We start from the raw sequence: 19,237 nt of genomic DNA, 5'->3' as shown, positions 1-19,237 counted from the left end.
CGAAGTCGTAATTTCCCAAACAACAAAACCAGCTAATGTTTGTCAAGCTTTTCAGCTTGGATTTCAAAGAGATTGTGGTACACTGAATTTATTGCATAGCAAATAATCCTTCTTGGCGGAAGGATTATGGGTAAATATGGGTTTATGTGCTGTAGGGCTGGCTCTTGCTAAGGATGGCAAAGATGTGATGGAGAAGCTTGTTGGCGCAAGCGATCACGACCACCTTGTAAGGCTTGCCCTCTATTCTTTTCCTGTCATAATAATTACGTATCTTAGCGTTAATACTTCCACGAATACCGCACTGTACTGCTAAATACAAAGCACGACGAAGCCTCTTGGATCCGCGTTTTGTAATTCGCGAACTCGTAGCCGTAAATTTCCCCGAGCTGAATATTCCCGGGTCCAAGCCGGCGAAAGCGACAAGTTGATTTGCGTCTTTAAATTGTCTTGCGTCGCCGATTTCAGCAACGATTGCGGCGGCAAGTTTATCCCCTATGCCTGGTATGCTTTTCACCAGTTCCACTTCTGGAAGAGCCGCTGCAATCTCGTTCATTTGCTTCTCTAATTCGCTTAGTTGCTCGGAGAACGCAAGCAGTAATGAGACCATTCCGCTCAAAGTAACGGTTTGGGAACGACTTCTTGGTTGGTCGCGCCAGTGAAGCAGAACTTCCCCTAGTCGCTCCGCTTTTTCTTCAGCCCACCGCCTAGAGTGGGACTTCCCCGTGTCTTCCCGAATTGCTTCCACATTATTCTCGAAATTGCCCTCCAGACAACGGGCCAGCACCTTTAGGGATGTGACAGAGAACAGATCACGAAAAACCTTTTCGTAGGCCGGAAAAACCTGATCTAACAGAGCTCTCGTATTCAATTTTGCTTGTATGAACATCCCCGTTACAAATTCATGCTGTCTGGTTACGTGTTGAAGCTCCGTGTACGTCTCATCCCATATACGGTGTGCAGTAACATCTCCTCGGTAATACATATCCGCCAAATGCCAGGCATCCGCAGCGTCCGTTTTCACCTTACGTAACTGTGTCCCTTTCGCCCGTTTCGACTGTAATGGATTGACGATGAAATACGTCCATCCACTACGCTCTAGATAAGCCGCAAGTCCACGGTGATAGTGGCCTGTCGCTTCAAGCACAACGATTGGATCGGTCTTTGTGACTGTCTGCAGCCCAGCAAGAAGCTCCCCTAAACGTTCAAACCCGCATTCCTCATGCGGGATACTCTCCAATTTCCCGTAAGGCTCGTTTCGTCTCAGGAACGCTTGTACAACACTTGATCCCTTTGCTACATCTACACCTACAACTGGCTCCATAGCAACCTCCATTAATTATTTGCCGGCACTCCCACGATGGTTCCAAACCCATAGCTTCGCTTGTGATGCGAGGTCTACGCCTCTACCAGCTCAAACATGGTCATTGGGGATAGTGGGAGAACAGTTTTTTCGGCGAGGTCCACTTTTGCCCCTAAAAGCCTGACGTTCTCCCGGCTACCGCCATCGTAAAACGACCATAAAGAAAGGCCAACCAGAAAAGACTGGTTGACCTGATAATACGAAAAGCCTGCCGCTCGATGAAGCGCAACAAGCTTTCTAAAATAATGTATCCGGTTTTAGTCGAAAAGCACGAAAGATAAATCACTAACTCAACTTTCGCAGCATGAAATCGGCAAACAAGCCTTGATGTAACTGGGCAAAACGGCAATCCATTGCTGGAGTTGACGCTGTATCAGAGCCGAAAGCTTTTTGCCGGCCTTCGTGGCAATTTCGTTGATGAGATCGAGCAATTGTTGTAAGGCAACCGCCCAATCGAGCGTACCGACTTCGTCGCATAGCAAATAAAACAAGCCTCCGAAGGAGCGCGCATCGGTGCTTTGCCGATGCTGCCAAGCCAGCAGGATGTAGCGCGAAAACACAAGCGTCGTATGGCTGATCAGCAAATCATAGGAGCGGCCTTGAAACTCTTTTTGCAAACGAAGCAGTGATTTGGTGCACTTGAAGAAGACCTCAATGTCCCAGCGAATCGCGTAGATGCGGATCACGTCCTCTACGGAAAGGGAAAGGTCTGTCGTCAAAATAGCGAGCCATTCATTCTTCTTCGTACGATGACGAACGAACACCACGCGAACCGGAATGTCTGGGGCAAGCTCGGTTCGAATGCAGCGGAGAATGCCACGCTTGTTGCTCACCACAGGAAACGCTGCCGCGTACAGTTCTTTGAGCGACAGCTTCCGGCCTTGAACCAGGAAACGCTTATTGTCATTCTTGACCATGCCGATCACGTCGAGCCCGCGGGCAATGACTTCGCCAATGAGAGGCGCATGCGTAAACCAGCTGTCCATCAAGACGTAGGAGGCGGTCGCCCTGCTGCCAAAGCGCGATCCAGCATGGACGCAATGACCTGCGGAGCCGATCGGAGCGATTCCTGACGGCGCTTGTAGCCGTGCGATCGTTTGTCGATGTTCTCGCTCATGCCGTTGATGGCAGACTTGCTTGAACTGAGCAGCGCGAAGTCGAGCGGCAAGAAGGTATGCCCGTCGGACCAGCCCATGGTGAGCATACGAAATCCTTTGTAATAAGCGCCGGTGGCATGATCTTTGAATCGGGCGAGCAACTCAACAGCCTTGCTGCGATTGCGTTCGAACATCGAATCGTCAACGATGAAGACGGTGTCCCGGTCGACAGACGTAAGAGTGCTGACCTTCCGTACCGTGGCGACACTGAGTGATGTCAGAAAGCGACGCCAGGCAAAGCCGGCATGATTGAGGAAGCGATACACCGCATCTTTGCCGGGAAACGATTCTCCCTTGCTGCTCTCGAGCAGACGAAACCAGTTCTTTTGATGAAACAACAGGACAAAGACGAGTTGGAACAGTCGGGCACAGCTGAAACCAAATCGCTTGCGCAACCCAGCTTGTCGAAGATGTTTCATGACGTTCAGTTCTTGAAAAGCAGACTTTAATTCGTTTGGCAGTTGATTAAGATCGGGCTGATGGTCTATCATGATGGAAGACACCTCTTCTGTTTGATAGTGATTGCTCGCACTTTCACTTTACCAAACGAAGCGGTGTTTTTCTATTTTGCAAGCCATGTATCTGATTGCTTAGTAGCCCTGTGGCTGCAAGGATTTAGGCTAGTTTTTGCTCTGCGAAAGTTGAGTTATTATGTGCAAGCGCCCATTTTTCATGTAACGCCTATATTGTGATCTCACAATTCATTTTAATGAAACTGCACATCAATTTGCCGTTGGGTATCGGCTTTTAATTTCGGCATGCGAACTTCAAGGACACCGTTGCGATACGTTGCTGTCGTTCCTTCCGTTTGAACGCGTGATGGCAAAGACACCGACCGTTGGAACCGTCCGACAAACCGTTCTTTGCGATGTATTTGTTCCTGTTTCACTTCATTCGCTTGCTTTATGGTCCCACTAATTGTAAGCATGTTTTCATCCACATCGATATGAAGGTCTTCTTTTTTATCTAAACCAGGGATTTCACAAGAAGCAATCACTTCATGTTCAGTCTCAAATACATCAATACGAGGGGTTGCAAATCCCAGACGCGCGCCGATTTCAGGAAAACCTTCGTTAAAAATTTTTTCCAAATCCCTTCTCCATAGATCGGTATTGCGAAACGAATCCCAAGGAATGAGCGGCATGTAATTTCCTCCATTGTCACATTATCTTTGTTTCAGCTTTGTTTTGTACTCTTCGGAAAATATTATTCTTTGCTACCCTGCATAGTTGATTGGAATATGCCTTTGGTCGGATACTCCCGGCAATAGCCCCCGAAAAGAATTTTTGAGGGTTTGTTGTGTAGCCATTGGCATTTACAGCAATGTTACCGACAATTTTAAGTTGTTCCCGTAAATGTCGGTAATTGAACGATAACATTTGTGCCGGTCTCCGAGCTTTCGAAATTCAAAGAGCCCCCCATTTTTTCGATCATAGCATGACTGAAACTAAGCCCAAATCCGATAGCGTCCGGTTTACTTGTAACAAACGGTAGGATGATTCGGGACTGCAGATCTTTTGGAATTCCTGCTCCTTGATCGCGAACAATGATGTGGATATAATTATCCGTAATGTTTATTCGGAGCGTTAAGACAGAACCTGGGGGACTTGCATCTAATGCGTTGTCAATGATTTCTTGCAGCGCCGCTCGCAGCAGCTTGGGGTCTCCTAACACAAAGCCGTTTCGCTCCGGATATTCCAAAGCGAAACGCACTTTTTTGTCTAGTGCTTGGATTTGTATACCGGGAACCCATTCCTGCATGAACGAAATGACGGAAACAGGAACAAATTTCAATTCGGAAGGCTTTCCAAAGAGCAAAAACCGCTGCAACGCTTTGTCGATCGTCTGAATTTGCTCATCGAGCAGCTTAAAGTATCCGGTCATTTTCTGATGAGGCAGAGATGCCGCAAATTGCAAAACGGAAACATGATCCTTCGAACTTTTTTCCAGAAGTTGAAGCGTCCCTTTGATTACCGCTAAAGGATTTAAAATGATATTGGCTGTGCCCGCCGCCATATGCCCAATCGTTTCCCTTCTTTCTTTCTCACATTGAATTTGCACGTACTGTTGAAAATCTTGGATATCGGCCATTAGAACAAAACATTCCCCTTTTAACTGAGGGTATACATAGGCGATCATGGATCGCACTTTGCCATCTAACTTCTCTTGTACGAGTACTCCCGGGTAATTCTTTTTATCCTGCAATACTTGCCCCACGATCGCTTGTATTGCCGAGTGTGCAGGGAATTCTTCTTCGGGGGTTACTGAGTACCATGTGTTCATGGTTGTATTTAACCATAAAATTCTGGCTTCTGAATCAACGACAGCCAGTCCAATATCCATTTGATCGGAATTCATAAGGAACTCTACGATTTGCTTCATCTCTATTAACGTCCTCCATTTGCTTCCTCCATTAACTCCCTTCCCGGCCACTTATCATGTGCAAACTGCAGTAAACAAGCGAGCGAATTTCTCGTCACGAAGTGGATGGGTTATGAATAAAATTAAACCCACTTTCAAAGAAGTTATTAAATTCGCTGTTACAGAGCGACGGGAAACGATACGGTGAAAGTTGTACCTTCACCAACCTCGCTTGCAACCTCAATATTCGCATTGTGATACTCTGCAATCTGATAACAAATGGATAGCCCGAGACCCGTTCCTGTCTCTTTCTGCGTAAAAAAGGGTTGTCCGATCTTTTGCAACAATTCTTGCGGAATTCCAACCCCGTTATCCCTTATGCTTACTTTAACCCATTCATCGCATCGCATTTGTTCGATCCAGACAGTTCCCCCTTCAGGCATCGCTTCAATGGCATTCTTAATCAAATTAATAAATAACTGTTTGATTTTATTTCCATCGCACCGGATCTGCACGGATTCCTTGGTTGGATGAAAGTGAATTTCAACATTATGTAAAGTGGCCTGCGCCTGAAGCAGCACGACGATATCCTGAATCAGCTCGGAAAGATCATGCCGCGTCATGTTCATCTCTTGCGGTTTGGCTAAGGCCAGCAGTTCATTTAGAATAAGTTCGATACGAGTTAATTCATCCTTCATAATATCGTAGTACTTACTTCCATTTTCGTTGCCGGCGCTTAACAATTGCAGAAATCCTTTCAGCGCGGTAAGCGGGTTTCGAATTTCATGCGCAATTCCCGCGGCCATTTGACCCGCTATGGATAATTTGTCTGCCTGATGAGCAGATTGCTTGGCTGCATCAAATTCGGTAATATCGTGCATGACACAAATGCCGCCCACAATTTTATTGTGAACAATGATCGGCTTCCCATGACAGAGAACGAGGCGATGCTCGCCATTCGACTTTTTAACGACCATTTCCAGATCGCGGAAACTTTCGCCCCGATACGCCCGATAAAGCGGGACGCGTTCCTTGCTCAACAGCGTTTTTCCATCCGATTCATACAATCCGTATGTAGAACTCCAGTGTTCGGGAGAAAGAGGTATCTGTACGAATTCGTGCAATTGTCTTGCGGCTCTATTCATGCTTGTCAATATCCCATTTTCATCACAAATCACAACGCCGACATCCATCATTTCGACAATACCACTCATGACACGTTCTTGAGTAGCCAGGACGTCTTCCAGCGTCTTTCGGCTCGTGATATCTCGAAAAACCTTAACTATTTCACGAACATTGCCCGAATCGTACCGTAGCGTGTTGCTTACGACCTCCACCCAAACAAAGGAGCCGTCTCTTCGACGTAATCGCAAAATGTTGACATAACCGTCTTCATTCATCCACTCTTGCGAGTTGTCCAATTTTTCTATATCGGGAGGATAGAACAGTTCCCAGACAGGTCTTCCTATCAATTCCGTCGCATCATAACCCAGCAATGGTTTGCACGCCGGCGATATGTAGTAGATAATGCCATTGATATTCAGTGTAGCAATCATTTCCCCCGTGTGGTCCGCTAACAAACGATACTTTTTCTCGCTGTGCTTCAGGGCCTTTTCCATACTGGATTGCAGGGTAATATCCCTTGCGATGCAATGCAGCCCTACGAGTTCATTCTGAATGAAATTCGGGATATGCAATACGCTGAATTTTAATATTTGGCCGTCTTTCGCTTCAATTGAAGTTTCCATTTCAAACGGGGCATTGGTATACGTTTCCGTCACGTGCTCCAGACTTTTCCAAATGATGTCTCCAAGTGTTCTTTCCAATTCGTATAAGTCATAGCCCAATAATTTCGTGCAGGCGCGGTTCACATAGCTGATACTTCCATCCAACATGACGTCGTAAACAAGATCGGAATGATTGTCAGCAAGCATTCTGAATTTATCCGCGTATTCCTCGTTCAATTCAACAAGCCTTTTGCGATACGTGATCTCCTGAATCTGGATCAAGAATATCCTTTCCGGATATTCCTCCACTTCGATGATCGATAGGGTTGTCGTTCCCCATTTGTGTCTGCCGTCAAGACAAATATAACGGTTTTCCATTTCGACATAATCGGAATTACCGCCTAACAAGTCATTGATGGATCCGTTATATAATGGAACGTCTTCCGTATAAATGATATCATGTATTCTCATTCGCAGCAGTTCTTGTTCTGTATAGCCCAGCATGTTGCATAGCGAGCGATTGACCATTTCCACTTCCCCGCCGAGCCGAACCATAGCTTTTCCGACAAGTGTATAATGAAATGCGTGGTGGGCGACAGGATGCGAAAGCAAATCTGAAATATCCATTGTGCAAGTAACCTCCGACTGTGCAATAAGCGTATAGGTTTGCATACTTAACGTTCTTCTGCAAAGCACCTACGTATGTACACCATTATATAGGCAATTTGTAACAGTTGGAACACATTCCGAGACTAGCTTAACTTGGAATCCCCCCCGAGCGGCTAGCCATATTAACTCAACTTTCGCAGCATGAAATCGGCAAACAAGCCTTGATGTAACTGGGCAAAACGGCAATCCATTGCTGGAGTTGACGCTGTATCAGAGCCGAAAGCTTTTTGCCGGCCTTCGTGGCAATTTCGTTGATGAGATCGAGCAATTGTTGTAAGGCAACCGCCCAATCGAGCGTACCGACTTCGTCGCATAGCAAATAAAACAAGCCTCCGAAGGAGCGCGCATCGGTGCTTTGCCGATGCTGCCAAGCCAGCAGGATGTAGCGCGAAAACACAAGCGTCGTATGGCTGATCAGCAAATCATAGGAGCGGCCTTGAAACTCTTTTTGCAAACGAAGCAGTGATTTGGTGCACTTGAGGAAGACCTCAATGTCCCAGCGAATCGCGTAGATGCGGATCACGTCCTCTACGGAAAGGGAAAGGTCTGTCGTCAAAATAGCGAGCCATTCATTCTTCTTCGTACGATGACGAACGAACACCACGCGAACCGGAATGTCTGGGGCAAGCTCGGTTCGAATGCAGCGGAGAATGCCACGCTTGTTGCTCACCACAGGAAACGCTGCCGCGTACAGTTCTTTGAGCGACAGCTTCCGGCCTTGAACCAGGAAACGCTTATTGTCATTCTTGACCATGCCGATCACGTCGAGCCCGCGGGCAATGACTTCGCCAATGAGAGGCGCATGCGTAAACCAGCTGTCCATCAAGACGTAGGAGGCGGTCGCCCCTGCTGCCAAAGCGCGATCCAGCATGGACGCAATGACCTGCGGAGCCGATCGGAGCGATTCCTGACGGCGCTTGTAGCCGTGCGATCGTTTGTCGATGTTCTCGCTCATGCCGTTGATGGCAGACTTGCTTGAACTGAGCAGCGCGAAGTCGAGCGGCAAGAAGGTATGCCCGTCGGACCAGCCCATGGTGAGCATACGAAATCCTTTGTAATAAGCGCCGGTGGCATGATCTTTGAATCGGGCGAGCAACTCAACAGCCTTGCTGCGATTGCGTTCGAACATCGAATCGTCAACGATGAAGACGGTGTCCCGGTCGACAGACGTAAGAGTGCTGACCTTCCGTACCGTGGCGACACTGAGTGATGTCAGAAAGCGACGCCAGGCAAAGCCGGCATGATTGAGGAAGCGATACACCGCATCTTTGCCGGGAAACGATTCTCCCTTGCTGCTCTCGAGCAGACGAAACCAGTTCTTTTGATGAAACAACAGGACAAAGACGAGTTGGAACAGTCGGGCACAGCTGAAACCAAATCGCTTGCGCAACCCAGCTTGTCGAAGATGTTTCATGACGTTCAGTTCTTGAAAAGCAGACTTTAATTCGTTTGGCAGTTGATTAAGATCGGGCTGATGGTCTATCATGATGGAAGACACCTCTTCTGTTTGATAGTGATTGCTCGCACTTTCACTTTACCAAACGAAGCGGTGTTTTTCTATTTTGCAAGCCATGTATCTGATTGCTTAGTAGCCCTGTGGCTGCAAGGATTTAGGCTAGTTTTTGCTCTGCGAAAGTTGAGTCACTAAATGGACTTATCACAGTAAGCTAGTCCGGTATTATTTTTGATTACGGGCCCAAAGTCCATGATTCTGTTTTTAGACCACCTTAAATCATAATATTGTCCCTCTGATTCAACTAGAGGATTAATCAAGTCGTCTGGATGGATCATTACAATCCGAGCCACTTTACCATCTGACAAAAGAACTGAATCCCCAATCATCCTGTTCATTAAGTTTATGATGAAACATTGAACAATAACTGGATCAAATAATCCGAATGCTCGTTGGTATATTTCCTGAAGTACTTTGTATAGTGGAATTGCTTTCTTATATACTCGCTCTGAAACCATCGTATGAAACACATCGGCAACAGCCACAATCTTACTAAAGTATGCAATCTCTTCACTAGATTTTCCGTATGGATACCCGCTGCCATCTTCTCGTTCATGATGTTGTAGGGCAACCAGCGCTTGTTGATCCGTCATGTTTGGAAGTTTAATAATCATCTCATACCCGAACACCGTATGCAGCTTCATTTCAGCATACTCATCCGAACTTAATTTGTCTGCCTTATTCAGGATTGAATGCGAAATTCTTTGTTTGCCCAAGTCATGCAACAGACCCGCAATAGCAAGGTCATTCAATTCTATGTCATGCAGACCCAACCATTTACCAATTAAATAGGATAGCACCGAAACTCCAATACAATGTCGATACGTATAATGATCTTTCTTTCTTAAACCCAATAAGACATTCGAAATATTATAATTGGAACACAATTCCTGAATCTTTGGCATTACCTTTTGACGGATCATTTGATTTGATGGCTTCTCGGTACTGTGGTGTATCTTTTCATATATAGATTGAACTTCAGAGATTGTTTCATCTATTATAAATTCGGTAATAAGTTGGGTGTCCGCATCCCATAGATTAACACCATGTTGTTGTAAGAGACCGAGATTATTATCATTTAATATGGTGCTCTTTGGTAAAAGCAAACTGCCTTGTCTAGAATAAATATTGTTATTTAATCTTCTCCCGATGAATGTTGTATTGTCGATAGGAATCACTCCCTCCCCTATGCAAGTCTCTTGATGCTGTTCTGATCAAAAGTCATTTCTTCTACTGGTTCAAAGATATCGGTACTATACCGATCAACAGTTACTCTGCCTTCAAACATTTTCTTTACAATTACCTTATTTATGGCTTTTAGGCTTGTCCCAACTCCAGTGAATCCACCTACATACATTGCAGAAATGGTATCTCCAGCCTCCAGTTTAGATCCCCTACATACAGAGTTATCTAGGAAGAATACGATATTGCCCGCTGAATAAAGATCACATTGAATAACACCTTCTCTTCGAATCAAAATATCCCCATTTGACTTTAATGTAGAGTTTTGAGCTTGGTTAATATTGATCTGAACTTGCGATTCTTGACTTAACGCAACTCTCATGAACGCTTCTTTCAATACACGAATGAAATCTTCCATTCTTGGAGCAGTCATCACTTCAACGATCTTGGTCGGTAACAAAAATAACTCCAAATAATCTTTTAATTGCAGCATAGCGTCCTTATTGTAAGTCTGAAGGCTTGAAATAACGCCAAGCAGTTCTTTCACAACTTCCCAAACCTGCTGATACTTGCTCTCGGTTACTAACAATAACGCTTGTCCATATCTAAACTGTAGTTTCTTCTTACTGATTTCATTCAATAATAATTTTACACTTTCCGCCATCTTCTCGAGGTAGTCCATTAACTGTTTAGAACCGTTATAAAGTCTGTTGTAGAGCATGCCGAAATACCCCGAATAAAGATTACTTCCAATTACATTACCCTTCACTGCAATACTTCCTGTGGCGGTTAAGGTTGAATTATAAACACTTCCAGATATATAAATGTTCCCCAGCGACTCAATAATCATGTTGTCCATGACATCGCCATACACAATAACGTCTCCAGCAAAAACGATATTACCTGTCTGCAAATCAACATTACCCGGAACAATGAATGCGGTGTTAATATCGAAATACTTAATCTTATTTCCAGTAACTCGCGGTCTTCCTTCTTTCCGTGCTATAACGATATCGTCAGGCGTTATTTCAACATTGCCTTTCCCTGCAATACGAATATCGTGAACGGGATCAGGAAGCAATAGATTACCAAAGACATCATACCCCATCTGACCTTCTACGGGAGGTGTCTTCTTTGCAATTACATCTCCGCTTTTGACAGAAGGAATATTCATATGATTCTTAAAATCAACAAAACCTCTTACTTCTGTAAAGATGTTCTCGATATTTTCTGAAAAGAAAATATCTAAACGAGCATCTTGACCCTGCACCGGAGCTTTTCCTCTGGCGATGGTCACTGGTCTATAAGTAGGTTGAATAATCTCGGTTTGAATAACTGTAACATCAAGATTCATTTTGATATTCATGTTTTCAACAACCGCGAGAATTTCCTGTAAGTTTAATGTTTCCAGAATAATTGAAGAATCTTCTTCGGCCGTAAGGGTTAAATCTAAAGTTGAGGTATGATCCGATAACACCCACGCATACCTCTGTGGACGATGAACAATCAAATACGCTGTTAACTTATCATCCGAAACTTCAATCTCAAATAATGGCTTTTCTTCAATCTTCCACTAAATGACGCTTTCTGATGATATTTTCATTCTTCTATTGATCTCTTGACCATCGACAAATAGGATGACAGGTAATTGAGCTTCAATCGTCGGAATTTTACCCCCATTGGAGGGATTCCCGATAATGATTTTACCCTGTTCGACTTTAATATATCCATCTTTTATTTGACCCTCTATGTTAATTCCCGCTACTGAAGATGACCCCATCCGTTCACTTTCCGACTCTTGGGAATCATGGTTAAGTTTCTTCAATAGCTTCAATATTTCTTGCTCACTGATAAAGTCTGACATACGAATCACCTCATCGACAGCAACTGAGAATTAATTTTCTAGAGCTGCTGTAACTAATCCTAATAATTCATTGTTGTCGAATGGTTTTGAGAGCACTGCAATATCTTTAGTCAATCCGTCATTTTCTAACACATCAATGGAGCCGGTGCATAGCAAGACTTTGACTGCAGAATCATCTTTTTTGATTTCTTTTATAAGCGAAATGCCATCCATGACAGGCATTTGATAATCAACTATCAACAAATCGGGTTTTGTATTGAAATAGGCGTTCAATGCCTCTTGACCGTTTGTCGCTTGTAAAACGACTTCATGACCTGCATCCGTGATTAAGGCTGAAATCAATAAGCGAATAGAAAAATTATCGTCTACAATCATAATTCTCGCCATAGGCATCCCTCCATTTGAAAATAAAAAACATCAAGTGATGTTATAGAGGTTCACCTTACCTTCGGTAACTTGGCTGCCGTGAAAATTATCTTCCTGAGGTCCATAATTTTGAGTCCCTACTTTCAATAGGTTTGTCGTTTCGTTCGTAAGAACTATGAAGTTCCTGTCGATTTAAATCTTATATAGTCCAATATTACTACATATATTTCTTAAAATAAACCCATTTTGTAGAGTATACTCCGTTGATATCACCTCCATTAACTAATGATAAAGCTCTAAAGGGGGTAACTATGACAGTTGAACTAGCCTTTGCTAAAATTCTAAAAACGTTGAGGATTAACAATAAGTTGAGTCAAGAAGAACTAGCCTTTAGAAGCGATCTTGATCGAACTTACATTTCAATGTTGGAAAGAAGTATTCATCAGCCGACCATTTCTACAATATTTGCCTTGTCCAGGGCACTTAACATCAAATCATCCGAGATGATTAAACTTGTAGAAATTGACTGTGAAAATGATATCGAATCGAATCAGAAAAATTAGTTGAAATAAGGACAACCAGAAGCCCGTCCAACTCGAGAAGAAGATCCACATGGGTTTGTGTTAATTCATCCTTAAGCAGCCTCTCTATTTCGTTTTGCCTAATTCGGAATTGTTCAACCTCCATTTGACTTCCAGCTTCCTTTGCAATTTCAATAAATCTTTGATCGAAAGCTGGTCTCAACCACTCTGGACCAATATTATTGGAACTATCTTTATAGATTACGGTTTTACTTTCTAGATTCTTAACTCTCCATCTCCAACAGTTCCTTGACCCAAGCTTCATCCGGCATCCTCACCAATGGAGCTCCAGAGTGTATTGTTTGTGTCATCAGTCGATGGAGCAATCGCGATAAAAACGTCGATTCCATATGTGTCCCCTCCTGCTTCCACTATAGCAGGAAGGAAGGGGAGGAACGACGGTGTCAGACCGTTATCGCTCACGGCCCATAGCCCGTCGTTCCGGCGCTTCCGGTTCTTCGTCTGGCACGCTGTCCACGGCTTCGTTTTCCCGTTTGTCCATATTTAGCAGGGCATTCAGTTCCGCTAGCTTGATTTGCTGCGGCAACATTTTGAGCAGCCGATCCTCCAGCGCGTAGCGTTGGCTCAAGTGGTTCGCTTTAAGCAGCTTGAGTTTCGACACTTGAATGTCCAAGTCCATCTTCTCCTTGATGTACGGATTGCCGGTCGCCAGCGCCTTGACCCCGGCATAAGAGAGGGCCGTCTCGTCAATGTCCTCGGCGGAACGCACCGGCGACTTGCTGGTCATGATTTGCGAAATGAAGCGTTGCTTGTTCTCCAGCGTCCACGGGCAATCCAGATCGTGAAGTGCAATCAGCTTCGTTTGCACGTTCGTGCCCGCGCAGGCGCTGACTTTGCTGCCTTCGTCGTCAGGGAGCATCGGATTGGCTAGCCGCTGATCAAGCGCCAGCTTGCGTCCGTCATTAGTGATCGTCAGCATATTGTCCTCGTGCGGCTCCACTTGCTTCGCTCGTACCTGTTCGGCGCGGCGGGCGAGATCCGCGACCATATCGCGTTGAAACTCACTTGGCGGTACGGATACATTGTGGAAGTGAGCTTTCGGCACGGGAAGCTGGAGCATGTCCGCCGTCTGGATGTCGGCCACTTCTTTGAACACATTCATCAATTCCGGCAAATTATAAAAACGGGCAAACCGGGTTTTCGCCCGATAGCCCGTTCCCTCCGGTGCAGTTTGTCAAGGAGGTTATAACTAAAATGAAACGGGCACCGGTCGCCCAATGCCCCATATAGGGGCAGTACCAGCGAAGCTGACACCACCCGCAAAGTAAATCACAACCAAATATCAAGGTGAAAGTTTATACCTGCCAGGGTACACGATTTGTACGTTAACGTTGATCGTTCGTAAGGAATCTTTGTTTAGTACAGTCCCAGATGCAATCCGTTTCCACGCATACGGATTCCTGCGAAAAAGAGATTCCCCTAGATTATAAATATCTATTCTCTTTTCAAACGCGGTTTGAAAGGTCTGCCTAATTTGATGCTCAATTTCTTTTTGAGCCAGTTGCGTGAGTTCTTGCTCCGTAACGTCTGCATGTAGCTCATTTACTCCGGCCTTCACCTTAACGGAAATATCGAAATATGCTTTGTCATATTTAATTTTTGGTTTGACGTCATATTCGGGTTTCTCTGCGACGAGAACCGCAAGAAGCTTGTTTTCGGAAAGCAAATCAACGGGCAGTCGGATTGTGTGTTTATTCAGCCACGGCAATCCTTTTATTTCTTCGAGGCTCATGCGTGCGTAGTAGTTGTCCTTATCGTATATTTGTATGCCTGAATATCTAAGCAGCTCGTGCGGTTTTTGATTTTCCTTCCATTGGCCCTTTCGAATCGATAACTCTGGGATGTAGCTTGTCTTCGCCTTTTCGTTTGAATCCATTACAAACTTTTGCAGGCGGATCGGAGCGAGGATCGAACGCTGCCGATAATTCTGCTCGGGGTTATGGAGAATCGAAGCCTTTGGAGACATTCTGTAAAAGGGTGTCGCCATTAAAATCTCATCGAGAGGGTCTCGCGTGCTGAAAACCCAGGCTAAGTACCTGATCTCGCGATATCGATTAATCAATTCCAACACATCGCCGACTTTTCGTTCCTTCAATAACCTTTCGCTGACTAAGAGTGTAGAAATCTGTCCCCAGTTTAACATCTGTTGCGATGTGCTGTAGAGATCATTTGTTGCTTCTGTAAGAGAGATACCTTTTCCTATACCGACCCAGACCGGAGGCTGTTCCGCTTTCTGTTGTCCTTCCAATTTTGCTACTGTCGAGAAATCAAGCAGTTGCGCATAAACGGTGTATTGACCATCCGCATAGTCTACTCCGACGGCAGTCGCATAGTTCATGTTTTGCAATTCATACTTGCTCCAACATCCGGTGAGAATGAAGGGAAGTAAAAGGAGAACAGTACATTTGTATACGTTCATTGCTGTCCCTCCCCTTGGCGTGTTGGATCTTGAGTATTTAACATGTCAGGCCGTGTCTTCCGCCATTTCCAAGGCAATCGGAACAAAGCATTGGCGAAATCTTTATAGGGAGGCGAAAGCGGAGCCAGGTAAGGCAATCCGCATGAACGTAATGAGGCCAAATGAGTGGTCACGATAAACAAAGCTAGCAAAAAACCATAGATCCCAAGGATGGCAGACAAGGCGAATATGAAGAAACGCAATATGCTAATGGTTCCGGCCAGCGACTGGCTGGACAAAGTCGAACCGAATACTTGCGTAATGGCTCCCAGAACAACAATGCCGGGGGACAAAAAGCCTGCGCGGATGGCCGCATCCCCCAGAATAAGTCCTCCTACTACCGTAACCGTAGAACCTACCGCAGAAGGCAACCGAACGCCGGCTTCCCGCAATATTTCCAAAAAGATGAGCGCGAGCAACATTTCCCCTGCCACGCCAAGAGGTATACCTAATCGGTTAATGCCGAGTGTGGCAAGAAGGTAATACGGCAGTTGATCTTGATGAAATGCAAGTATGGCAACCCAGAAACCGGGCAGCATGAGTGAAACGGACAAGCCCAGCAGACGAAGCGATTGCCCAAACGTAGCCGATAAAGCCGTAAAGTGGATATCCTCAGGTGTTTTCAGGAGTAGAAATAAATTGGCCGGAGCGATCAAAGCAGCCGGTGTGCCATCCACAATCAGCGCTACACGTCCATTCATGATGCAGTTGACGACAAAGTCTGGCCTTCCCGTGTAGCCCATTAAAGGAAACAAAGCTTTAGTGGGTTCCATTAATTCTTCCAGCTGAGTGGCGCTGAACGCTCCGTCAATTTGAAGACCATCTAATTTCGTCTTGATATCACGAACAATTTGGGGATCAACGATGTCTTGCATATACAAAATCGCAACGGTTGTTTTCGTCCGGGCACCTAAGATTTTCGTTTCGTAAACCATGCTTGTTGACTTGATTCGTTTCCGAATTAACGCGACATTGACTCCAAGTTCTTCGACAAAACCGTCTTTGGGCCCGCGAATTGAATTTTCAATATTGGATTCTTCGGGCTGACGAGCCGGTTTTTTCGATATGTCGAGTGAAAACAATGAAGTCAGTGCCGGAATATACAAAAGCAGTTTCCCCTCAAAAATGTCCGTTTCGGATTTCTGCTCCCATTCATGGTTGGAAATACGTTCAAGTTGTAATTGACATGACTCAAGTACTTCCTCGTTCTTCTGAAAGCCGTAATTTTCATAAAAACGGGTCAAGTGAGGAAGCGCTACATCCTGAATGAGTTGCTGACTGTCGCATAACCCATCGCAAAACAGTAAAACGATCCTCGACTTTTCGTCCCCTGCTTTTAATTTGTAAGCATGGTGCTTGACATCACGGCACATCTGGAACTCTTGAAGAAGAGCTTGTTCATGAAGCGGTTGTGTAACCGATGCTCTTTTTTGCGGCGAGAACGATGCAACACCTGCACCTTTTTTGCTGAAAAGCTTTATCATCTTCAATTTCTCCTTTTACTTCGTTTTGAAATCATAATTCGCACGACAAATACGAGAATAACTCCAACGGTAAAGACACAAAACGAAGGAAAGTAATATTGACTGAGCAGGTCTTGAAAAACCATATCGCTGGTTGGCAACAAAACAGCAACCAGCATGAATAAAGCGCCCAGAAACATAGGCAACCACTTATACTTTTGCAATTTCCAAATCTCGCCCAAGAGGAACAGGGAAAGGGATACTCGAATGTACGTTCCGGATAACCACTGGTAAATCGAGAAAAAATCGACATGCTCCACGTACTCGCCCAGTCGAACCATTCTCCATTGTTCGAAAGCGGGATATCGTTGGTGGGCCGCTTCATCAGGGCCGTACATGGCAATCGAGCCCATCAAAGGGCCGATGGTTAGACCGGATAATATAATGCAAACAAACATTAGACTTCTGAAGCCCGGCTTGTTCGTTAACTTGTGCTGAAATAAGATCATTAGCGACAACTCCAGCAATCCCCCGGCAGCGTAGGGAATACCTTTCCAAAGCGGGGATGTCCCATTTTCGAGCAACGGAAACAGCATGGTGTATTCTTTAAACTGAAAGTTTGCCGTCATGACAAGGTCGCCCAGAATAACAACAAAAGGCAGCAATATCCCGCTTAATATTGCAATGGTGCGTAGGCCTTGAGATGCCGCGAAGAAGCATCCGACAAGCGTTGTTCCCGCGAGAACAAGCAATGGAGATTGGGGCATATAAGTTGCAATTGTCCATGTTAGTGTGTCCTTAAAGGAAATGAGTCCAGTAAGCCATACGAGTACACTGTATAGGACAATTAAGTTTGCCGAGATGAATACTCCAAAATGTTGTTTTAACCAATCCCTAACATGCATTCCGTTCATGTTTTTTAGGATATAGCTCAGAATGCCAATCCAAATTGGCGAAGCGATTAAAACAAGAAGTACTACAAGCCAGGCATCTCGCCCTGATGCACCGAGCAGTAACGGTATGATGATGACGTGGTTCAGCAAACCGACAGAAAGTATTATGATCATGTATGACTGTAAAACTGAAATTTTCGGCATCAACTCACCTTACCCTGTGAAATACTAAATGGAAGCAGTACCATTACTTTCCCCATCTTCTTCATCTTCATCCCAAATTACTCATTTCAGAAATTCCTTTCGATAAAGATCCAGCTTTGATTCGGGAATTAGAACTTCGCAGCATTTATTCCCATATTGTCTCATTAAGTATGCTTTGGTATACCGATTTTGACCATTTTAGGTAACTTTTCTCGGAGGGGATCATTTGAAGCGAAATTGGGAGCTTAGATTTACGGAAAAAAATTCAAGACTGTTGCGTATGTCAAGGCCGGATTTAAATTGACCCACTAACGCCAACTTAAAAATGACCCACTCGCTGACCGTCTGCGCTTGGGGGAAGTGGCAGCTTCCCTCTCATCCGGTAGCTGTTGCTCCCATTTAATTACATCTACTTTGCGGATGGTGTCAGCTTCGCTGGTACTACTACCCCAAATACCAGCCAGGAAAAAGTCAGCGGCTGTTCTCGCGGCCCCGTTCCCTCCTTTTCTTCCATTCCTCCAGCAGCTTCAATATGGTCTGTTCCATCTGCTGGGCCGTATAGCCCTTCGGAAAATAGTCCTTGATGCTTTCCTTTTGCAGCTTGATTTGTTCCCGTTGACTCGGTTTTTCCTCGATCATGATTTTGAAAATCGCGTCCATGTAGAGCAGGCCGTTCGCGCTCAGTTTTTTCATGCGCTGGGCTTGGGAAAGGGAAGGGGTGCGTTCCTCGCTACCCATCGTTTCCAGCAAGGCTTCCTGTTCTTTTTCGGACAGATAGGACAGCTCCACGGCAGGACTGAACGCCACCTTGCCGCTGTCCACCATTTCCAGAAGCGGCGGAATCAATTCAGTCAGCCGGATATAGCGCTGCACCTGCGTCGCGCTCGTTCCTACATCAACGGCAACGCGCTCCCACGACTTCTGTCCGAGTTGGTCAGGAGTTCCGCTATCGGCCAAATCGTTGCGCTGCCCTTGCCGTTTGATGGCATCTAGCTTCATCTTGTAGGCCCATGCTTTTTCGGACGGCAACACATGCTCGCGGTGCAGATTGCTGTCCACCAGGGCGATAATCGCGGCGTTTCGGTCCATTTCACGAATGAAGGCGGGGACCGCAGCGATTCCCGCTTTTTCACAACCCGCCTTTCGTCGGTGTCCGGATATGATTTCATAACCTCCTCCATCCCGCGGTCGCACGACAAGCGGCGAGATCACGCCATGCTTCCGAATGCTTTCCGCGATGGCCTGCAACTCGTCGTTATCCGCAACATGATAGGGGTTGGGTTGTCGGTCCTGATCGTTACATCCGGTTGGATGTAACGATCGCGTCGCCCTGAAGGCACCTGCCGGGAAAAAGGGGAGGTGTATCGAAACGACAAAAAGACGCTGATCGCTCAGCGTCTTCGTGCGAAACATAATGG

At 45.4% G+C, this 19,237-nt stretch carries 14 protein-coding genes, 2 pseudogenes and 1 riboswitch; of the genes and pseudogenes, 1 reads left to right on the top strand and 15 read right to left on the bottom strand.

The annotated features are described in order from the left end of the window. Positions 1-142: 142 nt before the first annotated feature. From GE073_RS09875 to GE073_RS09830, 10 genes and pseudogenes are all read right to left on the bottom strand, one after another. Positions 143-1,321 (bottom strand): IS110 family RNA-guided transposase, encoded by a 1,179-nt coding sequence (locus GE073_RS09875; protein ID WP_153783386.1) that lies wholly within the window; start codon positions 1,319-1,321, stop codon positions 143-145. 329 nt (positions 1,322-1,650) lie between these two features. After that, positions 1,651-3,008, bottom strand: a pseudogene (locus GE073_RS09870) (transposase). Between the two features lie 215 nt (positions 3,009-3,223). After that, positions 3,224-3,661: an Hsp20/alpha crystallin family protein gene (locus GE073_RS09865; RefSeq protein WP_054943631.1), complete on the bottom strand. Its 438-nt coding sequence runs from the start codon at positions 3,659-3,661 to the stop codon at positions 3,224-3,226. A gap of 194 nt (positions 3,662-3,855) precedes the next feature. After that, a complete protein-coding gene (locus GE073_RS09860; protein WP_101807382.1) occupies positions 3,856-4,899 on the bottom strand; it encodes an ATP-binding protein in 1,044 nt (347 codons plus the stop codon). Positions 4,900-5,057: 158 nt separating this feature from the next. Then, positions 5,058-7,277, bottom strand: a complete 2,220-nt coding sequence (locus GE073_RS09855; protein WP_228551413.1) for a PAS domain-containing protein — start codon at positions 7,275-7,277, stop codon at positions 5,058-5,060. A gap of 124 nt (positions 7,278-7,401) precedes the next feature. Continuing rightward, positions 7,402-8,760 (bottom strand): IS4 family transposase, encoded by a 1,359-nt coding sequence (locus GE073_RS09850; protein ID WP_153783384.1) that lies wholly within the window; start codon positions 8,758-8,760, stop codon positions 7,402-7,404. A 158-nt stretch (positions 8,761-8,918) separates the two neighbouring features. After that, a complete protein-coding gene (locus GE073_RS09845; RefSeq protein WP_228551411.1) occupies positions 8,919-9,965 on the bottom strand; it encodes an HD-GYP domain-containing protein in 1,047 nt (348 codons plus the stop codon). 8 nt (positions 9,966-9,973) lie between these two features. Further along, positions 9,974-11,512, bottom strand: a complete 1,539-nt coding sequence (locus GE073_RS09840) for a flagellar assembly protein A (RefSeq protein WP_228551846.1) — start codon at positions 11,510-11,512, stop codon at positions 9,974-9,976. 30 nt (positions 11,513-11,542) lie between these two features. Beyond that, complete coding sequence (locus GE073_RS09835; protein ID WP_153783382.1) at positions 11,543-11,833, bottom strand: hypothetical protein; 291 nt, start codon at positions 11,831-11,833, stop codon at positions 11,543-11,545. Between the two features lie 30 nt (positions 11,834-11,863). Next, entirely contained in the window at positions 11,864-12,220 is a 357-nt protein-coding gene (locus GE073_RS09830; protein WP_194843334.1) for a response regulator, read from the bottom strand. Positions 12,221-12,280: 60 nt separating this feature from the next. After that, a riboswitch (cyclic di-GMP riboswitch) is annotated at positions 12,281-12,366 on the bottom strand. A 144-nt stretch (positions 12,367-12,510) separates the two neighbouring features. On the opposite strand from GE073_RS09830, the gene GE073_RS09825 reads away from it, so the two are divergent. Beyond that, a complete protein-coding gene (locus GE073_RS09825; RefSeq protein WP_153783380.1) occupies positions 12,511-12,762 on the top strand; it encodes a helix-turn-helix domain-containing protein in 252 nt (83 codons plus the stop codon). Positions 12,763-13,192: 430 nt separating this feature from the next. Here the strand turns inward: GE073_RS09825 and GE073_RS09820 are convergent. The 5 genes and pseudogenes from GE073_RS09820 to GE073_RS09800 all read right to left on the bottom strand — a co-directional run. Next, positions 13,193-13,975, bottom strand: a pseudogene (locus GE073_RS09820) (hypothetical protein); the annotation flags it as partial. A gap of 108 nt (positions 13,976-14,083) precedes the next feature. Further along, entirely contained in the window at positions 14,084-15,220 is a 1,137-nt protein-coding gene (locus GE073_RS09815) for a Ger(x)C family spore germination protein (RefSeq protein ID WP_153783378.1), read from the bottom strand. After that, the gene (locus GE073_RS09810; RefSeq protein WP_153783377.1) at positions 15,217-16,743 is read right to left on the bottom strand and encodes a spore germination protein; all 1,527 of its coding nucleotides are present in this window, start codon (positions 16,741-16,743) and stop codon (positions 15,217-15,219) included. The genes GE073_RS09815 and GE073_RS09810 overlap by 4 nt, the downstream gene beginning before the upstream one ends. Positions 16,744-16,745: 2 nt before the next feature. After that, positions 16,746-17,819: a GerAB/ArcD/ProY family transporter gene (locus GE073_RS09805; RefSeq protein ID WP_153784709.1), complete on the bottom strand. Its 1,074-nt coding sequence runs from the start codon at positions 17,817-17,819 to the stop codon at positions 16,746-16,748. Positions 17,820-18,290: 471 nt separating this feature from the next. Beyond that, on the bottom strand, positions 18,291-19,232 hold the full coding sequence (locus GE073_RS09800; RefSeq protein ID WP_153783376.1) for a ParB/RepB/Spo0J family partition protein: 942 nt from the start codon (positions 19,230-19,232) through the stop codon (positions 18,291-18,293). Positions 19,233-19,237: the final 5 nt, after the last annotated feature.

Source organism: Paenibacillus sp. B01 (assembly GCF_009649995.1).
GTDB classification, from domain to species: domain Bacteria; phylum Bacillota; class Bacilli; order Paenibacillales; family Paenibacillaceae; genus Paenibacillus_O; species Paenibacillus_O pasadenensis.
The sequence above is the reverse complement of the archived record's forward strand: the minus strand, read 5'-3'. Positions and strand labels throughout refer to the sequence as shown.